Source organism: Mycetocola sp. JXN-3, from assembly GCF_014522285.1.
In the GTDB taxonomy this organism is placed as follows: Bacteria; Actinomycetota; Actinomycetes; order Actinomycetales; family Microbacteriaceae; genus Mycetocola; species Mycetocola saprophilus.
Genome location: NZ_CP041635.1, coordinates 813,698 through 831,796, shown reverse-complemented (window position 1 = coordinate 831,796; position 18,099 = coordinate 813,698). Strand labels below are relative to the sequence as shown.

Sequence of the window (18,099 nt, the reverse complement as noted above, 5' to 3'; positions counted from 1 at the left end):
ACCAGAAAACGCGGGAACTCCAGGCTAGCAAGGCCGGGGCATCGCGAGCGCGCGGGCGTCGCTCAAACGGCCAGATGACAGACACGTAGAACACCGCGATCGCCAGGAAAAACAGCAGCAGGGCAGGCCCAGCGCTACAACCCCTGCGGAACCCGGTTCGATATAAACCCGGCGTTTTTGGGTAATTCGGGGTGTGACTCGATCCGCCCGGCGGAGACTGAAAGAATGGGGGCATGAGTGCAACGCTGGGTGTCCACGACATCGCCGGAGGCTACGGCCACCGCATCCTCTTCGAGGGCCTGAACCTGACCGTCACCGAGGGCGACGTGATCGGCGTCGTCGGCGTCAACGGTGCCGGAAAGTCCACCCTGCTGCGGGTGCTCGCGGGCCTGGTTCCCCCGGTTTCCGGATCGATCACCCGCTCCCCCGCCGACGCCTTTGTCGGCTACCTCCCGCAGGAGCGTGAACGGGTCGAGGGCGAGACGATCACCGCGTATATCGAGCGCCGCACCGGCTGCGCCGATACCCAGGCTGAGATGGACTCGGCCGCGCTGGCGCTGGCCGATCCCGATCCCACCGGTGCCAATGCCGACGCCTACGACCGCGCGCTCGGGCGCTGGCTGGCCAGCGGGGCCGCGGATCTCGAGGACCGCATCCCCGAGGTGCTCGCCGACCTGGGCCTCGATCTCCCCATCGACACCGCGATGACCGCGCTCTCCGGCGGGCAAGCTGCCCGCGTGGGCCTCGCCGCCCTGCTGCTTTCCCGGTTCGATATCGCGCTGCTGGATGAGCCCACCAACGACCTCGACCTCGACGGTCTGGAGCGCCTGGAGGGCTTCATCCGGGGGCTGCGCGGCGGAGCCGTGCTGGTCAGTCACGACCGTGAATTCCTCGGCCGGGCGGTCACCAAGGTGCTCGAACTCGACCTGCATCAGGGCCGCAACTCACTCTTCGGCGGCGGCTACGACGCCTACCTGGAGGAGCGCGAAACCGCCCGCCGCCAGCGTCGCGAGGCCTATGAGGAGTACGCCGATACCAAGGCCGACCTCGTCTCGCGGGCGCGCACGCAGCGCGAGTGGTCAAGCCAGGGTGTGCGCAACGCGATGAAGAAGTCGCCCGATAACGACAAGATCCGCCGCAAGGCCTCGGTGGAGTCCAGCGAAAAGCAGGCGCAGAAGGTGCGCCAGATGGAGAGCCGGATTTCCCGCCTGGAGGAGGTTGAGGAGCCGCGTAAGGAGTGGAAACTCGAGTTCACCATCGGGCAGGCTGCCCGCTCAGGCGCCGTGGTATGCACGCTGGATGCGGCCACCCTGGATCGCGGCGGCTTCGTGTTTGGACCGGTCAGTGCGCAGGTCAACGGCGGCGACCGGATCGGCATCACCGGGGCCAACGGCGCCGGTAAGTCCACCCTGCTCGCGCTGCTGCTCGGGCGGCTCACCCCGGATAGCGGGCGCGCCTCGCTCGGCTCCGGCGTCGCGATCGGCGAGGTCGATCAGGCCCGCGCCCAGCTGGTCGGTGATGCTTCCCTGGCCGAAACCATGGCCGCGCGGCTGCCCGAGCTGGAAATCGGCGAGGTGCGCACCCTGCTGGCCAAGTTCGGGCTGCGCGCCGACCACGTGGATCGCCCGGTGGATGAGCTCTCCCCCGGCGAGCGCACCCGCGCCGGACTCGCGCTGCTCCAGGCCCGCGGCGTAAACCTGCTGGTGCTGGACGAGCCCACCAACCACCTCGACCTGGCCGCGATCGAACAGCTTGAACAGGCGCTGGAAAGCTACACCGGCACCCTACTCCTGGTCACCCACGACCGCCGGATGCTGGAAAACGTGCGTTTGACACGTCGCTGGCAGATGGCCGACGGACGACTGAGCGAGGGGCTGGTTTAGCCGCTCGCGCCCCTATCTGCGCCCACCCCGAGACTCGCCCAGCCCTAGCCGCTCTCGCCCAGCCGGGCGATTGCCTCGGCCCGGGAGGAGACCCCGAGCTTGGCGAAGAGGTTGTTGGTGTGGGTCTTGATCGTGGAGAGCGAGACAAACATCGCCTCGGCGATCTCGCGGTTGCTCGCGCCCTGCCCCATTCGTTCGAGCACGTCGCTCTCGCGCTCGGTCAGTCCGGCCTCGCGGGCGAGGGTCTGCAGGGCCGAGCGCTGCCCGAGCCCGCGGATCATGACCGCGGCCACCTCGGGGGCAAAGGTCTGCTGACCGGCGACCGTGGCGGTCAGGGCGGCGAGGATCTGCTCGCGGCCCGCACTCTTGGTCAGGTAGCCCGAGGCACCGGCCGACAGAGCCCCTGCGATCGAGGAGTCATCGGCGTAGGTGGTGAGCACCAGCACGGCGGTGCCCGGCAGCTCGGCACGGATCTGTCGGGTCGCCTCGGCACCGTCCAGGATCGGCATGCGCAGATCCATCAGCACCACATCGGGCCGGGTTTCCCGGGCGAGGGCCACGGCCCGCTCGCCATTTTCGGCGGTGCCCACCACGCTCACCCCGGGTGAGTATTCGAGGATCGTGGCCAGGCCATCACGCACGGTGGCCTGGTCATCGGCCACCAGCACCCGGATGTCCGTGGAGTCACTCATCAGCAGGGGCCCTTCGCCAGGCCCGGCCGTTTTTCCGGGCACTCTAGTATCCCAGACCCCGGGAATCTCGGCCCTCATTAGCGATACTCGATTTCGCCGAAGACCACCCAGTCGCCCTCCACCTCGCCCGCACTCAGCGTGCCGCCCAACGCATCGAATCGCTCGCGCAGGCCGCCCAGGCCGTGACTGCCCGAGGGGATTGCCGACCCGGCGGCCCCGGCTACCGGGGCACCGGTGGAGATCCGCACCAGCACCCGGTGCAGCGAGGTTTCCACCCGCACGTTACTGGGCGCTCCGGGAGCATGCTTACGCGCGTTTGTCAGGGCCTCCGTCACGGCCGCCCGCAGCGCCTCGGTGACCGCCGCGGGCACGGTGTCCAGGTCACCCTCGGTCTCAATGGTGACCGCGTGTCCCAGCGCATCCGCGTGCCGTTTCAGGGTGTCCAGTGCCTCGGCCAGCGAGCCGGATTCACGCAGCGCGGCCACCGCCCGGCGCGCGTCCTCGAGCCCCTCCTGGGCGAGGGTGCGTGCGCCGCGGATGCGCTCGCGCAGCGCCGGATCGGCCGACTGGGCCTCGGCGATCACATCGATCGCGTCCAGCTGCATGACCAGTCCGCCCAGCGAGTGGGCCAGCACATCGTGCAGGTCCCGCGCCAACCGGGTTCGTTCGGCGAGCGCCGCGGTTTCCGCCCGCTGCACGAGCAGCGCACGGTCGGCCGCGCGTTCGGTGGAGGCCATCCGACGCATCAGCGAGACGCCCACCACCCCGACCAGGCTGATCAGCAGCGGCAGATCGTTGGGTTCGATCCCCGGGGCAAACAGGCGCGCAATGAGGTAGCCCGCAAGCCCGATCGCCCCAACCCAGAGCGTGCGCGGAATCGGAATCCACGGCGACCCCAGCAGCACAAACACCGCCACCGGCACCACGATCGAAGCTCCGCCCGAGCCCAGCCCGCCGGCGACTCCTCCGAGGATCACGATCAGCGACCAGGCGCGGAAAAACTGTAGATCGCTGAGCCTCGGCCAGTAAAAGGCCGCCACGCACCATAGCGCGCAGGCGATCAGCGTGAGCACAATCGCGGGGGTCTGGGTGGCATACGGCCCGGCCAAACCCAGGGTCGCGGCCACCGCGGCCACGACCCCGAAGAGGTGCACGATCATCCGCGCGAGGGTGCGCCCGGGGCTCACCACACGGTCGGAGTGCCGGTGCGCGGGGGCGGGACTGGTCAGGCTCATGAGTCCATCATGCGCGATCCGCCCGCCAAAAGTCGGCTTCGACCTTGATCTCCACCCGTTTCTCCACCCGGATGGTTGATCCGCCCGGTGGGGTCCCCCGAGCAGACTGAAGACATGGAAATTCTGATCAATGTTGTTATTAGCGTCGTCATCTTCGCCTGGCTACTCACCAACCAGCTGCGGGTCAAGCCCCTCACCACTTCCCACAAGCTGTGGATCATCCTGGCGATCATCGGTGTGGCCCGCGCCTACGGGTTTCTGGCCGATCACCCTCTGACCGTCGGTGACGTTCTGCTCACCCTGGTGAGCATCGCGATCGGTGCCGGCATCGCCCTGTACCGCGCCCACACCGTGCGCCTCTGGTCGGACAACGGCACCGCGATGCGTCAGGGATCCTGGGTCACCGGTGTGCTGTGGATCGTGGGTATCGCCCAGCACCTCCTGGTTGACCTCTTCGTCGCCGAGGGCCTGGGTGTTGCTACCTTGACCTTCTACCTGGCCCTGATGCTCGCCGTGCAGCGCTTCGCCATCAACAACCGCGCGGTCAAGATGGGCCTGATCAAGCCCGGTGAGGTCATCACCAGCCGCTCCACCCGCCCCGCCCGCGCACGCTAAGTCCCCAACAACATTTCCACACGCCCCCGGTCGCCCAGCGGCCGGGGGCTTTGGCGTGTGAGCGGCGGTGCGCTGATAGGCTCGGGGGATGAAGATCCTGTTCGATGCACGCTACATCCGTACCGATTTTCACGACGGGATCAGCCGCTATTCGGCCAGCCTGGCGGCGGCGCTGTCCGAGCTCACCCCGGTGACCTTCCTGATCCACGATCCGGCCCAGCGCGACTCGCTACCCGCCGGCGCGGAAACCCTGCTGATTCATGCGCCGACCTCCTGGCGCGAGCCCTTCACCGCGCGCATCCTCAACCGCTACCGCCCCGACGTGGTGTTCTCGGCGATGCAGACCATCGGTGCCGCCGGACGCAGGTTTGGCCTGGTACTGACCCTGCACGACATGATCTACTACCGCCACCGCACCCCGCCGAAGAACCTGGCGTGGCCGATTCGACTCGGGTGGCGGGTGTTTCACCTGTCGTACCTGCCGCAGCGGATCACGCTGAATGCCGCCGATGTGGTGGCCACCGTGAGCGAGACCTCGAAGGCGGACTTTGAGCGGGTGAAGCTCACCCGGCGTCCGGTCGTGGTGATCCCCAATGCCCCGCAGCCACGCGGCGATGCCCCGCTCGCCGATACCTCCCGGGCCCCGCGCAACCTCGTGTACATGGGCTCGTTTATGCCCTATAAAAACGTGGAAACCCTGATTCGGGCGATGGGCGACCTGCCCGAGCACACCCTGCACCTGCTCAGCCGGATCACCCCCGAGCGTCGGGCCGAGCTGGAGGAGCTGATCCCCACCGGCGCCAGCGTGATCTTCCACAACGGGGTGACCGACGCCGAGTACGAGGCCATGCTGCAGAACCGGGCGATCCTGGTGACCGCCAGCAAGGATGAGGGCTACGGTCTTCCGGTGGCCGAGGCTCTGGAGCTCGGCGTGCCCGCGGTCATCAGCGATATGCCCATCTTCCGCGAGGTTGCCGGCGACGGTGCCCTCTACTTCGACGTCAACGCCCCCTCGCAGGCGGCCGCCCGCATCCTCGAACTCGACGATGATGCGCGCCGCGCCGAACTCGTGGCCGCCGGGACCGCACACATCAAGACGTTCAGCTGGGCGCGCTCGGCCCAGACGCTGCTCACCACGCTCGAGGCGATCCACGAACACCGCAGCAGTCGGTCGTAACACGACCCGCCACACGCTGGCAGCTTCGAGGCGACGGGCATAGGCTGAGGGATACGCCGCGCTTCGGCGACGTCACTCGGCTTTTGGAGACTCCCCTATGACCCTTTCCATCCCGCAGATCCTGCTCAACTCCGGTCGTCAGATGCCCCAGCTGGGCCTCGGCGTCTGGCAGGCCACCGACGATGAGGCCGAGCGCGTGGTGCACTATGCCCTCGCCGAGGCCGGATACACCCACATTGATACGGCCGCAGGCTACGAGAATGAGGCCGGCGTGGGGCGCGCGATCGCCCGCGCGGGCCTGGACCGGGACGACCTGTTTGTCACCACCAAGCTGCGCAACCAGGACCAGGGCTATCAGCAGACCCTCGACGCTTTCTCGGTGAGCCTGGACAAGCTGGGCCTCGACTATGTCGACCTGTATCTGATCCACTGGCCGCTGCAGAACGACCAGCGCCGCATCGACACCTGGCGCGCGCTCGAGGAGATCCGCGACTCGGGCCGGGTGCGCTCGATCGGCGTCTCCAACTTTGAGCAGGTCCACCTCGACCAGCTGCGGGCGGCCGGAGCCTCGGTGCCCGCCGTCAACCAGATCGAGCTGCACCCCGGGTTCAACCAGGACGAGCTGCGCGAGCGTGCGCTGACCGACGGCACCGCGATCACCTCGTGGAGCCCGCTGGGTGGAACCTCGAACTCCGGCTGGGGGCCGGGCAGCAAGCCCAACACCGTGCTGACCGATCCGGTGATCGCCGAGATCGCCGCCGCCCACGGCCGCTCGGCGGCGCAGGTCATCATCCGCTGGCACCTGCAGAACGGCCTGATCGTGATCCCCAAGTCGCTCTCCGAGGCCCGGATTTCCGAGAACATTCAGGTGTTCGACTTCGAGCTGAGCGCCGAGGAACTCGCGCGGATCACCAACCTGCCGCAGACCGGCCGGGTGGGTGCCGACCCGCTGGTGGCCAACTTCGGTGCCCCCGCCGAGTAGTCTCGGACACAATAAAGCCGGCCGGATCCTCGAGATCCGGCCGGCTTTTTTCTGCGGGGTTACTTACCGAGCTTGGCGACCGAGTCGGCCAGCTGCGGGACGACCTCATCCAGGGTCAGTTCGAGCGCGCGGATGGTCCCGGCGCTGGATCCGGCCATGACGATGCCCTCGGGGTCGGCGAAGATCGCGCGGCCGTCCTTGACCATCGGCAGCGCCTGGATCAGCGCGTCATCCTTGATGGCCTGCAGCGGGTAACCGATCGTGGTGAGGACCGCGGTGTCCGCGTCCATCGCCGGAACCTGCTCAACCGAGACCGGGGCGTAGAATCCCTGCGCGGGCAGCGCCTTGATGGTCGGGTTCAGCACAAACCCGAGGTCGCCGTACAGGTCGAAGCGGGCGTCGCCGGGCAGGCTGGCACCGTAGGCGTCACCGAACTTTGAGCCCGAGGTGAAGGTCATTCCGGCAAACTCGGGGTGCTCGCTGCGGATGGTGGCAATCTTGTCCTCGAGGCCCTTGATCAGGGTTTCGCCCTCCTTCTCCTTGCCCAGTACCTTGGCGATCATCCGGGTGTGATCGGTCCACTTGACCGCGTAGTCCGGGGTACCCTTGACGGCGCTCACGGTCGGGGCGATCTCGTTCAGCCGCTGCCACACCTTCTCGTCCAGGGCCGCCCGCACGTTGAGGATCACATCGGGGTTGAGGGACTGGATCTGCTCGTAGTTGAGGGTTGCGTCGGTGCGCGGGATCAGCACCGGGGTGTCCTTCCCGAACTCGGCGGTGGCCCAGGGACCCACCCCCTTGTTCTTCTCGCCGAAAGACTGCCAGTCGTAGATTGCCACCGGCTTCACGCCGAGCGAGAGTGCCACCTCGCCGTCGGACCAGCCCAGCGCCACGACGCGCAGCTGCTTGCCGTCCTTGGGCTTGGGGATGTCGATCTTGCCAAAGTTGGTGTCCACCGAGGCGAGGAGGTCGCCGGAGGCGGGTTTGTCACCCACGTTTTCGCCGGTGGCACACGCGGTCAGCGCGAGCCCGGCCACGGTGAGCGCCGCCAGGGCGGTCAGGGTGCGACGCACCAGGGAGGTACGGGACATGATTCCTCTTTCTCTCGGGAATGGTTCGGACGGGAAAGGCTAGGGGTGAGCGCGGATTGGGCGCGGATCAGATGTGTTCGGGTTCGGGAACGGAGGTTCCGGTGCCGGTGCCTGCGGAGGAAGCGACCGCCCCCTGCGCCCGCGGCACGATCAGCGGGGTTCCGGTTTCGGGATCGGGGATGATCCGGGCACGCACCCCGAAGACCCGCTCGACGGTTTCCTCGGTCAGGACCACGGCCGGGGCACCCTCGGCGACGATCTGGCCCTCATGCAGCGCGATCAGATGCGTCGCATAGCGGGCGGCCTGGTTGAGGTCGTGCAGCACGGCAACCAGGGTGCGGCCGTCGCGGTGCAGCCGGGCGCACAGCTCCAGGACCTCGATCTGGTGGGCCAGGTCGAGGAAGGTCGTGGGCTCATCCAGCAGCACGATCGGGGTGTCCTGGGCGAGGACCATCGCGATCCACACGCGCTGGCGCTGCCCGCCGGAAAGCCGGTCCACGGTGGCCGAGGCCAGGTCGGTCAGTCCGGTGTCCTCCAGCGCGCGGGCAACCTTCGCCTCGTCCTCGGCGGACCACTGCCTGAACACACCCTGGTGCGGATGCCGCCCCCGCGACACCAGGTCGATCACGGTGATCGCCTCGGGGGCCACCGAAGACTGCGGCAGCAGTCCCACCCGGCGCGCCAGCTCCTTGGTCCGCAGCGCCTTGATGTCCGCGCCGTCCAGCAGCACCCGGCCGGACTCGACCGGGAGGATCCGGGCGAGCGACTTCAGCAGCGTGGACTTCCCGCACGCATTGGGTCCCACGATCACCGTGAACGATCCCGGCGGAATGGTGACGCTGAGCTCGGGCAGGATCGGGTTCTGGCCATAGCCAACCCGCAGGGCAACGGCTTCGAGGGTGGATTCGGGTGCCATGGGTTAGGCCTTTCGCAGACGGGAGATCAGCATCCAGACGAGGTATCCGCCGCCGAGCACTACGGTGACCACGCCGACCGGGAGCTGGACCGGGGCGAGCAGGGTACGGGCGACCAGATCGCTGATGACGAGGAGGGCGGCCCCGAGGAACGCGGTGGGCAGCAGCGGGATACCGGGGCCGCGGCAAAGTCGCAGCGCGATCTGCGGGGCGACCAGCGCGACAAACGCGATCGGTCCGGCCACCGCGGTGACGGCGGCGGTCAACACCACGCCGAGCCCAAGCAGCGCGACCCGGAGAAGTTTGATGTTCACGCCGCGTCCCGAGGCGGTCTCCACGCCGAGGCCCAGCATGCCCGCCTGACGCCAGAGCGCGAGCAGCGGCGGAAGGCAGATCACGGTGATCAGGATGGTGGGGGTCAGATCGATCCAGCGGATCGTATTGAGCGAGCCCGCACCCCACACCTGGGCGGTGATCGCGGCCTCGAGTTTAACGGTGATCATCAGATAGGAGTTGATCGCCCCGAGCATCGCGCTGACCCCGATGCCGATCACGATCAGTCGGTATCCGTGCAGACCGTGGCGCAGCGCCAGCAGGTAGACCAGCGCGCCGGTTGCGGTGCCGCCGATCAGCGCGCCCACGGTGGTCCCGGTGGATCCGCCGCCGATCACGAGCATCGAGAGCAGCGCGCCGGTAGACGCCCCGGTGTTGAAGCCGATGATGTCGGGGCTGCCGAGCGGGTTGCCGGTGAGGGTTTGGAACACCGCGCCGCTCATCGCCAGGGCGATTCCGCCGAAGAGTGCCATCAGCACGCGCGGGAGGCGCCAGTCCAGCACGATCCGAGTGGTTCCCGGATCGGCGTGGCCGGTGAGCGCCGCCCAGACGTCGCCGAGGGACAGCGGCAGATCGCCGATGGTGAGCGAGTAGCCGGCCGCGCCGAGGGCGACAATCAGGCAGACGAGGCCGACCCAGAACGAGCGGCGGTGGATGCGCAGGCTCAGGCCGCGCACGCGGACAACGCGCTCACCCGAGGCGCGCAGGGTGGGGGCAATGGGTGCCGGGCTCACAGTCCCTTCGCCTCCTTTCGGCGCACGAGCCAGATCAGGATCGGGGCTCCGAGGAACGCGGTGACGATCCCCACCGGCAGCTCCGACTGCACCAGCACGCGGCCAATCATGTCGGCGGCGAGGAAGATGATGGGCGCGCCGATCATGCTCAGCGGAATGACCCAGCGCTGGTCCGGTCCCACCAGCGAGCGCACCGCATGCGGGGCCATCAGCCCGAGGAACCCGATCGGGCCGACGGCGGCCGTGGAGGCCCCGCAGAGCACGGTGATCACGATGATCGAGACGGCGCGCAGCAGCGCGACCCGGGTTCCCAGCGAGCGGGCAACCTCGTCGCCGAGGGCGAGTGCGTTGAGCGAGGAGGACAGGGTGAGCGCGATCAGAAGTCCCAGAACAAGGAAGGGCGCGACGGCGATCACGGTGTCCATCTGGCGGCCCTGCAGGGATCCGGCGGCCCAGAAGCGCAGCTTGTCGAAGGCCTCGGGGGTGAGTAGGGTGATCGCCGAGCTGATGCCGGTGAAGATCGCCCCGAGCGCGACACCGGTCAGAACGAGTTGGACCGGGCTGGCGCCGTGGCGTCCGGCGGTCCCGATCAGATACACCGCGACGCTGGTGACCAGCGCCCCGCCGAGCGCCCACCACACCTGGCCGAGCGTGCCGCCCGCGCCAAAGAACGCGGCACCGATGACCACACACAGGTAGGACCCGGCGTTGACCCCGAGGATGCCGGGGTCGGCGAGCGGATTGCGGGTGATCGCCTGGATCAGCGCGCCGCTGGCACCGAGTCCGGCCCCGACGATCAGCGCCAGGATGGTGCGCGGAACGCGATAGTCGCGCACGATGATTCCGGTCGCGTCCACCTGTCCCCCGGTGAGCGCGGCCCAGGTCTGGGCGACGCTGAGCCGCCCCGAACCGACAAACAGGCTCAGCGCCGCCAGCAGCACCAGGATGATGATTCCGAGAATCAGGATGAGGGTACGCGAGCGTGCCGATCTGAGGGTGCCGTGCGCGCTTTTCGCGGCACGGGGCACCGGAAGTGCGCTCATGCGGGGATCTCTTGTCTTTCGATGACCGGGCGCGAATTCAGCCCAGCCTTACCTAACTTCAAGGCTATAGGCGGTCAATTCATGACGCAATCACCAAAGACTGACACCGGATCCGGCAGTTCGGACACCGGCGGCGGGCCGAGACTATTCCGCTCGGCGCGGCAGCGTTTCGGACAACCCGATTGCCATGGCCTCAACCAGGACGCGCAGTCGCGGCTCAAAATCATAGGCGATATGCCCCCACTGCGGTTCCTGCACATAGAGCTCGGCAAGCGACGGACTCGGGTGCGATACCTGCCACAGGCTCGCAGCCAGCGCCGAGGCTGCGGGAACCAGCGCGGTCACCACCTCGACGGAGAGGACGCTGGCATCGGTCAACGCGACCACCAGTGCGTCGTGCTGAATGAAGGCATTGTGCTTGAAGCGGCGGGCGCGCTCGATCGAGACATCCCCTTCGAGGCTGAGGGCCACATGGGTGAGACAGTCGCAGAAGATCGGCAGTGCGGTGAGCGTGTCGGTGATCACGTCGGCGACCGCGCGCGCATCGAGACCACCCCTGCCCTCAAGCGCCCGATCAACGGATTCGCGCCACTGCTTCCAGCCCCGTTCGGCCAGTTCGAGCAGCAGCTCCTCCTTGCTCTCGAAGTAGCGGCGTACCGCGGTGCGATGAAGGCCCGCCCGCTCGGTAACCGGAGCCAGGGTGACGTGACGCACTCCCCCCAGCTCTAGCGCCAGGGATTCGGCGGCGTCGAGCAGGTCTTCGGCGCGCCGCGCCTTGGCATCGCTGGATCTTGCACGCTGGACGGTCATGCACTCATCTTAACGCACATCATGATGCATTATGTGTTATCGTACTTAACGCATCACTAGGTGCGTTAAATCGAAAGGTGTCATCATGCGTGCGGTACAGGCCACGGCCTTCGGAACCCCCGACGTTCTCCAACTCTCCGAGCTGCCCGATCCCCAGCCCGGCCCCGGGGAGATTTCGATCGACGTGACCCATGCGGCGGTGGGTCTGATCGACGTTTTTGTTCGCCAGGGACTGTACAAGGACGTCCCCGGAATGCCGCAGCCGGCATTCATCCCCGGGCTCGAGGTCACCGGAACCGTGCGCGCCCTGGGCGAGGGTGTTACCGCCTTCCGCGTGGGCGAGCGTGTGGTCTCCATGTCTCGCGGGGGCACCGGCGGATACGCCGAAATCTATCTGGCCGCCGCGACCTCGGTGGTGTCGATCGAGGGCTTCGATATCGACCCCGCCCTCGCCGTCTCGGTCATCCCCAATGCGGCGATGGCCCACGCCGCCCTCACCGCCGTGGCGCACCTGACCGCGGGCGAGCGCGTGCTGGTGCACGGCGCGCTGGGCGGTTTTGCCGCAGCCTTCCCCGGGATCGCCCAGACGCTCGGTGCCGCCGAGGTGATTGGCTCCGTGCGCGCGTCCAAGCTGGACGCGGCCCGGGCCAGCACCCTGCCCTATGACCGGATCATCGACTCGGCCCATCTCCTCGCCGAGCTGGCGGGGGAAAAGTTTGATGTGATCATCGACGCCGTGGGCGGCGAGGTGCGCACCGCAAGCCTCGACCTCCTGAACCCCGGCGGGCGCATCATTCTCGCCGGGAACGCAAGCGAACAGTGGGATCACTCGCTCGACAGCAACCAGTTGTGGCTGCGCAGCATCACCGTTTCCGGATTCAACTCCGGTGCCTACCTGCCCACCCACCCGCACCTGATTCGCCCGGCTCTCGAAGCCGCGCGCGCGGCGGTGGCCGCGGGACTCGGTGACGTCGAGGTTGAGGTTCTGCCCCTCTCGGCGGCGACCGAGGCGCATCGCCGGATGGAAAGCCGCGAGGTGGCCGGACGCCTGGTCCTCAGCACCCGCCCGCGCTAATTATCCGCGGCCGAGGGGTGGGCTGCGCGGGCTTTTTCGATCCGCTCGCGCAGCTCTTTCGTATCCCCCACCGACAGGAACAGGTGGGTGAATCCCTCCTGAGCGGGGGCGAGGGTGATCGCCAGCAGCGGACCTCCGGCGCGATAGTTCCAGAAGTTCACGGATCCCTCGGCATAGTAGGTCCCGGAGATCTTGAATCCCACGTCCATGCCGAGCGTGCGCAGTCCGCGGGCCACGCCCTTCTTGGGCAGCACCCGCACCTCGCGGATCGAGGCCAGCGGGACCGCGAGTTCGCGGCGGAAGCACCAGAAACGGTCCAGGCCGCGGGGCCGCACACGCAGCAGGTCACCGTCGATGATCAGGGTGTTGCGGTTACTCATTCGCGATTCCGTTCCGGGCGGGCCGGGCGCCGCGGTAGCGACCCGGTGTGGTGCCCATGATCCGATCGAATACCGCGATAAACGAGCTGGCGTTGTGATAACCCACGCTCGACGCAGCCTCGGCCACGCTGACCCCGTCGCTCAGCGGGCCGAGCGCCGCGTGCACCCGGGCCTGCTGACGCCAGGATCCGAAGGTCTGATCCAGCTCGGATTCGAAGGCCCGGGCGAGGGTGCGGGCGCTGCAGTCCAGGGCGAGTGCCCAGTCCTCGATGCCGCGCGGATCGGCGGGATCGGCAAGCAGGGCCTCGGCGATCGGGCGCAGGCGCTCGTCCTCGGGCATCGGTAGATTCAGCGGGATCGCGGTGGGCGCGAGCAGGTCAAACACCAGGCCTTCGGCACGCTCGCGCTGCGCCGAACCGAGGTTCTCCTGGGCGAGGTGCACCAGGAGTTCATGTAGCAGCGGAGTGATTTCCACACACACGGGAACCCGCGGATTGAACGTGCTGGTTTCCGGATTGAAGAAGCTCGCCTGAAACTCCGCGCCCCCACTGACCCGGCCGTGATGCTCGATTCCGGCGGGAATCCAGATCCCGATATTGCGGGGCAGCGTGTAGCGCTCGCGGCCGATCCCGGTGGTCATCACCCCCGAACGCACCCACAGCAGCTCGTGGATGGGATGGGTGTGCGGCTCCCACTCGATCGGATACGGCGTGACCTCCGCCTGCCCGGCGATGCTGAAGTCGATCTCCTCGGGCCGGGCCTGCGGGGGCGTGGGGCGCACCACGGCGTCGCGCGAACGCCGGGGCGACCGGGCCGATCCGGGGTTCGCGCGGGTGGTCATGCCCCCATGCTAGTAGGCCCATGACGGCGCCGACGCAGGAGGGTGCCAACCACGAGTCCCGTACCCACCAGGGCGAGCCCCAGCAGCGCGGCAAGTCCGGGTGAGGTTCCGGTCCCCGGGAGCGCGGCCCGGTCGGGGGCGGCACCCAAAAGGGGCGACGTCGTCGGTTCACCCGGCTGAGCGGGCGAGGTGCCGGGTGCGAGACTCGGCTCGGGAGACGGCGTCGGCTCGATGATCACCGGGGCCTCCACCGCGAACGCGGCGGCGAAGATGCCCACCTCGGTGCGCACCTCCACGCGGTGGGTACCCAGGGACAGATCGGCGGGGATGGGGAAGGTCAGGGTGCCGATGCCGTCCTCATCCACGTGCACGGTTCCCAGCTTGCGGGCGTCGCTGAACAGCACCGCGGCGGCGGCCGAGTTCGCGGGCAGGCCGCTCAACCGAAGCGTCTGACGATCCCCCGGGTGCAGGCGCGGAGCCCCGATTCCCACGGTGATCCCGGTGTCCTCGGGCACCGGCTGGCCGGGGTCGGCAAAGCTCAGCAGCGAGAGCTCGGTGCGTGCGGGGGCGACGTTTTCGGATCCGAGATACCGCACCGAGACGGGCAGGATACCCTCGGGAAGATCGGCCGGCAGGTCTACCGTCAAACGCCCGTTTTCCAGGGTGCCGGTCAGCACAAACGGGTCTCGGTCCGCGGAGGAATCGGCCGCGCCGCCCGCCGACTCGGCGGTGGCAGCCTTGTCCCCGGCGGACGAGGCCGGTGTGCCCGGTTCCTCCGCCTTCGGCGCCCCCACCCGCACCTCGATCGATCCCTCAATCGGGTCCGTGGCCTCGCCGTCGAGTCCCACCTCCACGCGCAGGGATCCCACCGAATCCAGCTCGCCGGATGGCTCAAACACCGCGCGGGGCAGCGCGATCCCCGGGTGCACGGTCAAGGTCAGCGGCTCGCTGACCGAGCGGGTGAAGCGCGCATCCGCGGCACTGATGACCCGCAGCGTGTGCTCGCCCACGCTCAGATTTTCGGGTAGCTCGATGTCGCTGGACACCTCGGTGCCACCCGCATCGGTCTGGTTCCAGCTCGGTCCGGCAACGCCGTCGATTTCCAGGGTGTGGGTGCGGTGCTCGCGCTGGAACAGGCTGGTTTCGCGCGTGATGATCCTCGCCGATCCACCACCGTAGCGCAGTTCACCCTCGATCCTCGGGGCGAGCGTCACGGGAATCGGCCTGACCGAAACCGTGGTGGACAGGCTGACCGCGGCGTTGCGTCCGTCCTCGGGCATCATCAGCTCGACCCCGAAGTCCCCGGTGACCCCCGCGGGCAGCGGAATCATCACTCCCCCGGCAATCACATAGATACTGCCCGAGTACGGGAGCCCGATAGGCGGCGTAACCGTATAGCTCAGGCGACCGGCGGGACCGGCCCCCGGATCACGCACGTCACGAACCTGCACGCGGAACGCATTGGCCTGGTCCAGGTTCTGGGAGGCCGGATCCACCGAGAGCGTCAGCGGACGCGGCAGCACGTTGAGAATCTGCGGGGCACTCAGCGCCTCCATGTGCAGGCGATCTCCGGCATAGCGCGCGACCACCCGATGAGCGCCGGGCTTGGTCACCTCAAAGCCGTATACCGCGCTTCCCCCATCCGTGATCTTCTGCGCCGGCACCGTGCGCACCCGGCCGTCGGGTTCGGTGATGTCGAGGAACACGTTGCCCTCGCCCCCGGCGAGCGTGGCGCTCAGGGTCGCGATCTCGCTCGCGAACGTGTCACGGCCCCCGCCCAGGGTCAGCGTGGTGGGGATCTTCGCCACGGTGAACGGAACGGGCGCAATCGGACTCTCGTTTTTCAGCTTCGAGTCAAAGAAGGAGAGCCTCAGCGTGTAGTTTCCCGGCTCCAGATTCGGGGGCATCGGCACATAGAACTCGGTATTGTCCATGACCGGATCGCGGTAGGTGGTCCCCCAGACGTTGCCGCGCTCATTCAGCGCGTCGATTCGCATGGTTGCCTCGACACCGTTGATCCGCAGCTTCGCCATCGCATCGGCACCGTACACATAGTTCGGCACCTGGATCGGGGTGATCGAGATCGGCGGCGCATAGATCAGGGTGGGATTCAGCGTACTGGCCGGCTGAACCCCGTCGGTCTGCGGGAACTGCACCGAGACGTCATAGCGCCCCACCGGCAGCTCGCCCAGGTCTTCGAAGGAGAAGGTCATCTTCTGCGCGGCGGTCACCTCGATCTGTCGCTTCGATCCGGGAACCACCGTCTTGGTGACGCTACTTCCCACGCCACCGGTTGTCTTGAGCAGGGAGACGGAGATGCTGCGATCCCCCACCGGGACACGCGCGGTCTCCACGGTTCCGGTGATCGGGGTGCCCAGCGGATGGTTCGCCGCGAGCCCGGTGAGTTTGAGGTCGATCGTGGATCCGACCACCCGGAAGTCGCGATTCGGCGGGGTGAAGTTCGCCACGATCTGCTCGTTCGGGCTGATCACGCGCCAGCGCAGCTGATAGGGCTTATACGGCAGGTTCGGGGGCAGATTCAGGCTCAGAGCCCGGTCGCCGCGCACCGGTGTGGACCACTTTCGTACGCTCTCGCCGCTACCCCAGAGGTCCACGTCCAGGGTGAAATCGGCATCCGCCAGGGCATCGGGAACGCCGGTGAGGCGCACGGTGATGTCCGGGGTCTGCCCATAGGGGAAGCTCACGGGCAGGGCGTCGACCACGAGCGTGGGTGCGGCCGCGGCGACCGCGGCCGGGGCCGCCTCGGCGCTCGGTGCGGCCAGGGAACCGAGGGCCACGGTCCCGCCAAACAGCAGGGTCAACGACAGCACAAACGCGAGCGGGTTTTTCACGAAACTCCTGAAGCAGCCTCAACTCCGTACCGAGGCGCGGAGCAGTCATGGGTCTCGGCGGGTAATCCGAGGTGGGCATCACCAGATTAGTGGCCAGGCCAGGCTATTTCATAACTATTGCTATCTATTAGTGGCGGGGGCCTCCGCAGCGGCGGGAATTCGCTCGGCCGCCGGCACCACCGCGAGCACCCCGGCTCGTGCAGACCTCAGCGCCCCCGATACCGCCCCGAGCACCACCACGTCGGCACCGAGGTCCGAGGCCGCGAGCTCCGGGGCGGGAAGATCCAGCTGATCAGCGAGGGATTCCCTGGCGATCACCAGGACCGGTTCGATCACATCGGCGATCGACCCCGAGACGATGATCAGCGCCGGATTGAACAAGCTTCCCAGCACCGCGGCGACCCGGGCCAGGAGGTGTCCGGCGCGGTTCACGATCGCCTGCGACCAGGCATCCCCGGCCTCGGCCTGATCCAGGATGGCCCGGGCGCTGAGTCCCTCGATCCCGGCCGGAACCAGCGGATGATCGGCGGGCAGCTGGTCCCACCCCTCCTCGGCCCACTCGAGAATGCGCGAGCCCACACCGTAGGCACCGCCTACCTCGGGCACGTGGTCAAACGCCACGGTTTCCCCCACACCCCCGTGCGCCCCGCGCAGCAGGCGCCCGGCGAGCACAACCCCCGAGCCCAGGCGGTCTCCGGCCAGCAGGGTGATGTAGTCCTCGCATCCCTGCGCCCGCCCGATGCCCCCTTCGGCGAGTGCGGCGAGGGACGCATCGTTTTCCACCCGGACGATGGGGGCCCACTCCCCCAGCAGCTCGGGCAGATCGGGGTTCATCCGCTGCCAGAATCCCTCGCGGTGCTCCGGCGAGCGCCCCAGCGCATCCACCGGCGCGGGCACTCCGGCGCAAATCGAGAGGATGTCGGCGCGCTCACGCCCGGCCTCGACCAGGGTGTCCGCAATGGCCGAGTCGATCTCGGCGCGACGCTCGGCGGCGCTCTCGTGGCTCGGATCGAGACGCCGGGTGGTCTGGGCAAGCAGGACCCCGCGCAGATTGGTCGCGCGCACGGTGAGGTGGGATCTACCGGCATCCACCCCGATCAGTACGCTGCGGTCGGCATAGAACGCGAACCTGCGTGAGGGACGCCCCTTGCGATACTCCCCGGCGACACGGGCGTTATCCAGCTCGCACAGCAGCCCGCGCTCGATCAGCAGCTCGATCACCTCGATCGAGGTCGACCGGGTCAGCCCGGTGGCCTCCACGGCGTCGGTCGCGGTGAAGATGTCGGCGTCCCAGGCGTATTCCAGGACGGCTTGGAGGCTCGCTCGCTGCTGCGTTGCGGCGGGAGCTGGGGATCTCGTCACGATGCTTGACCTTTCGATATTCCCCCTATTATGCTCTACCTCAAGTTGATTTGGTTCCTAAATTTATTCAGTGGATCAAC

16 protein-coding genes are annotated in these 18,099 nt (G+C 68.0%); 5 read left to right on the top strand and 11 right to left on the bottom strand.

The window, feature by feature from the left end; genetic code table 11:
• Positions 1 to 233 precede the first annotated feature (233 nt).
• Positions 234 to 1,883 (top strand): ribosomal protection-like ABC-F family protein, encoded by a 1,650-nt coding sequence (gene abc-f / locus C7C57_RS03800; RefSeq protein ID WP_187977645.1) that lies wholly within the window; start codon positions 234 to 236, stop codon positions 1,881 to 1,883.
• A 44-nt stretch (positions 1,884 to 1,927) separates the two neighbouring features.
• On the opposite strand, the gene C7C57_RS03795 is transcribed toward abc-f, so the two are convergent.
• Entirely contained in the window at positions 1,928 to 2,575 is a 648-nt protein-coding gene (locus tag C7C57_RS03795; RefSeq protein ID WP_187977644.1) for a response regulator transcription factor, read from the bottom strand.
• A 77-nt stretch (positions 2,576 to 2,652) separates the two neighbouring features.
• Positions 2,653 to 3,810 carry a sensor histidine kinase gene (locus C7C57_RS03790; RefSeq protein WP_187977643.1) on the bottom strand — a complete coding sequence of 386 codons (1,158 nt, stop codon included), beginning with the start codon at positions 3,808 to 3,810 and terminating at the stop codon, positions 2,653 to 2,655.
• A gap of 114 nt (positions 3,811 to 3,924) precedes the next feature.
• Here C7C57_RS03790 and C7C57_RS03785 point away from each other — a divergent pair, with 114 nt between their 5' ends.
• From C7C57_RS03785 to C7C57_RS03775, 3 genes are all read left to right on the top strand, one after another.
• Positions 3,925 to 4,425, top strand: a complete 501-nt coding sequence (locus C7C57_RS03785; protein WP_187977642.1) for a hypothetical protein — start codon at positions 3,925 to 3,927, stop codon at positions 4,423 to 4,425.
• Positions 4,426 to 4,513: 88 nt separating this feature from the next.
• A complete protein-coding gene (locus tag C7C57_RS03780) occupies positions 4,514 to 5,602 on the top strand; it encodes a glycosyltransferase family 1 protein (protein ID WP_187977641.1) in 1,089 nt (362 codons plus the stop codon).
• 97 nt (positions 5,603 to 5,699) lie between these two features.
• On the top strand, positions 5,700 to 6,584 hold the full coding sequence (locus C7C57_RS03775) for an aldo/keto reductase (protein WP_187977640.1): 885 nt from the start codon (positions 5,700 to 5,702) through the stop codon (positions 6,582 to 6,584).
• Positions 6,585 to 6,643: 59 nt separating this feature from the next.
• Here the strand turns inward: C7C57_RS03775 and C7C57_RS03770 are convergent, their stop codons facing one another.
• From C7C57_RS03770 to C7C57_RS03750, 5 genes are all read right to left on the bottom strand, one after another.
• Positions 6,644 to 7,675, bottom strand: a complete 1,032-nt coding sequence (locus C7C57_RS03770; protein WP_187977639.1) for an iron-siderophore ABC transporter substrate-binding protein — start codon at positions 7,673 to 7,675, stop codon at positions 6,644 to 6,646.
• A 67-nt stretch (positions 7,676 to 7,742) separates the two neighbouring features.
• Positions 7,743 to 8,591, bottom strand: a complete 849-nt coding sequence (locus C7C57_RS03765) for an ABC transporter ATP-binding protein (RefSeq protein WP_187977638.1) — start codon at positions 8,589 to 8,591, stop codon at positions 7,743 to 7,745.
• Between the two features lie 3 nt (positions 8,592 to 8,594).
• Positions 8,595 to 9,656, bottom strand: a complete 1,062-nt coding sequence (locus tag C7C57_RS03760; RefSeq protein ID WP_223144784.1) for an iron chelate uptake ABC transporter family permease subunit — start codon at positions 9,654 to 9,656, stop codon at positions 8,595 to 8,597.
• Positions 9,653 to 10,699 carry an iron ABC transporter permease gene (locus tag C7C57_RS03755; protein WP_030148306.1) on the bottom strand — a complete coding sequence of 349 codons (1,047 nt, stop codon included), beginning with the start codon at positions 10,697 to 10,699 and terminating at the stop codon, positions 9,653 to 9,655. Before C7C57_RS03755 ends, C7C57_RS03760 begins: the two co-directional genes overlap by 4 nt.
• A gap of 144 nt (positions 10,700 to 10,843) precedes the next feature.
• A complete protein-coding gene (locus C7C57_RS03750) occupies positions 10,844 to 11,509 on the bottom strand; it encodes a TetR family transcriptional regulator (RefSeq protein WP_187977637.1) in 666 nt (221 codons plus the stop codon).
• An 85-nt stretch (positions 11,510 to 11,594) separates the two neighbouring features.
• On the opposite strand from C7C57_RS03750, the gene C7C57_RS03745 reads away from it, so the two are divergent.
• Complete coding sequence (locus tag C7C57_RS03745) at positions 11,595 to 12,584, top strand: zinc-binding dehydrogenase (RefSeq protein ID WP_187977636.1); 990 nt, start codon at positions 11,595 to 11,597, stop codon at positions 12,582 to 12,584.
• Here C7C57_RS03745 and C7C57_RS03740 read toward each other — a convergent pair.
• The 4 genes from C7C57_RS03740 to C7C57_RS03725 all read right to left on the bottom strand — a co-directional run bounded on the left by C7C57_RS03740 (position 12,581) and on the right by C7C57_RS03725 (position 18,019).
• Positions 12,581 to 12,964 carry a hypothetical protein gene (locus C7C57_RS03740; protein WP_187977635.1) on the bottom strand — a complete coding sequence of 128 codons (384 nt, stop codon included), beginning with the start codon at positions 12,962 to 12,964 and terminating at the stop codon, positions 12,581 to 12,583. The genes C7C57_RS03745 and C7C57_RS03740 overlap by 4 nt on opposite strands.
• Complete coding sequence (locus tag C7C57_RS03735) at positions 12,957 to 13,805, bottom strand: helix-turn-helix domain-containing protein (RefSeq protein WP_187977634.1); 849 nt, start codon at positions 13,803 to 13,805, stop codon at positions 12,957 to 12,959. The genes C7C57_RS03740 and C7C57_RS03735 overlap by 8 nt, the downstream gene beginning before the upstream one ends.
• Positions 13,802 to 16,657 (bottom strand): hypothetical protein, encoded by a 2,856-nt coding sequence (locus tag C7C57_RS03730; protein ID WP_187977633.1) that lies wholly within the window; start codon positions 16,655 to 16,657, stop codon positions 13,802 to 13,804. Before C7C57_RS03730 ends, C7C57_RS03735 begins: the two co-directional genes overlap by 4 nt.
• Before the next feature lie 120 nt (positions 16,658 to 16,777).
• Positions 16,778 to 18,019, bottom strand: a complete 1,242-nt coding sequence (locus tag C7C57_RS03725; protein WP_187977632.1) for an ROK family protein — start codon at positions 18,017 to 18,019, stop codon at positions 16,778 to 16,780.
• Between the last annotated feature and the right edge of the window lie 80 nt (positions 18,020 to 18,099).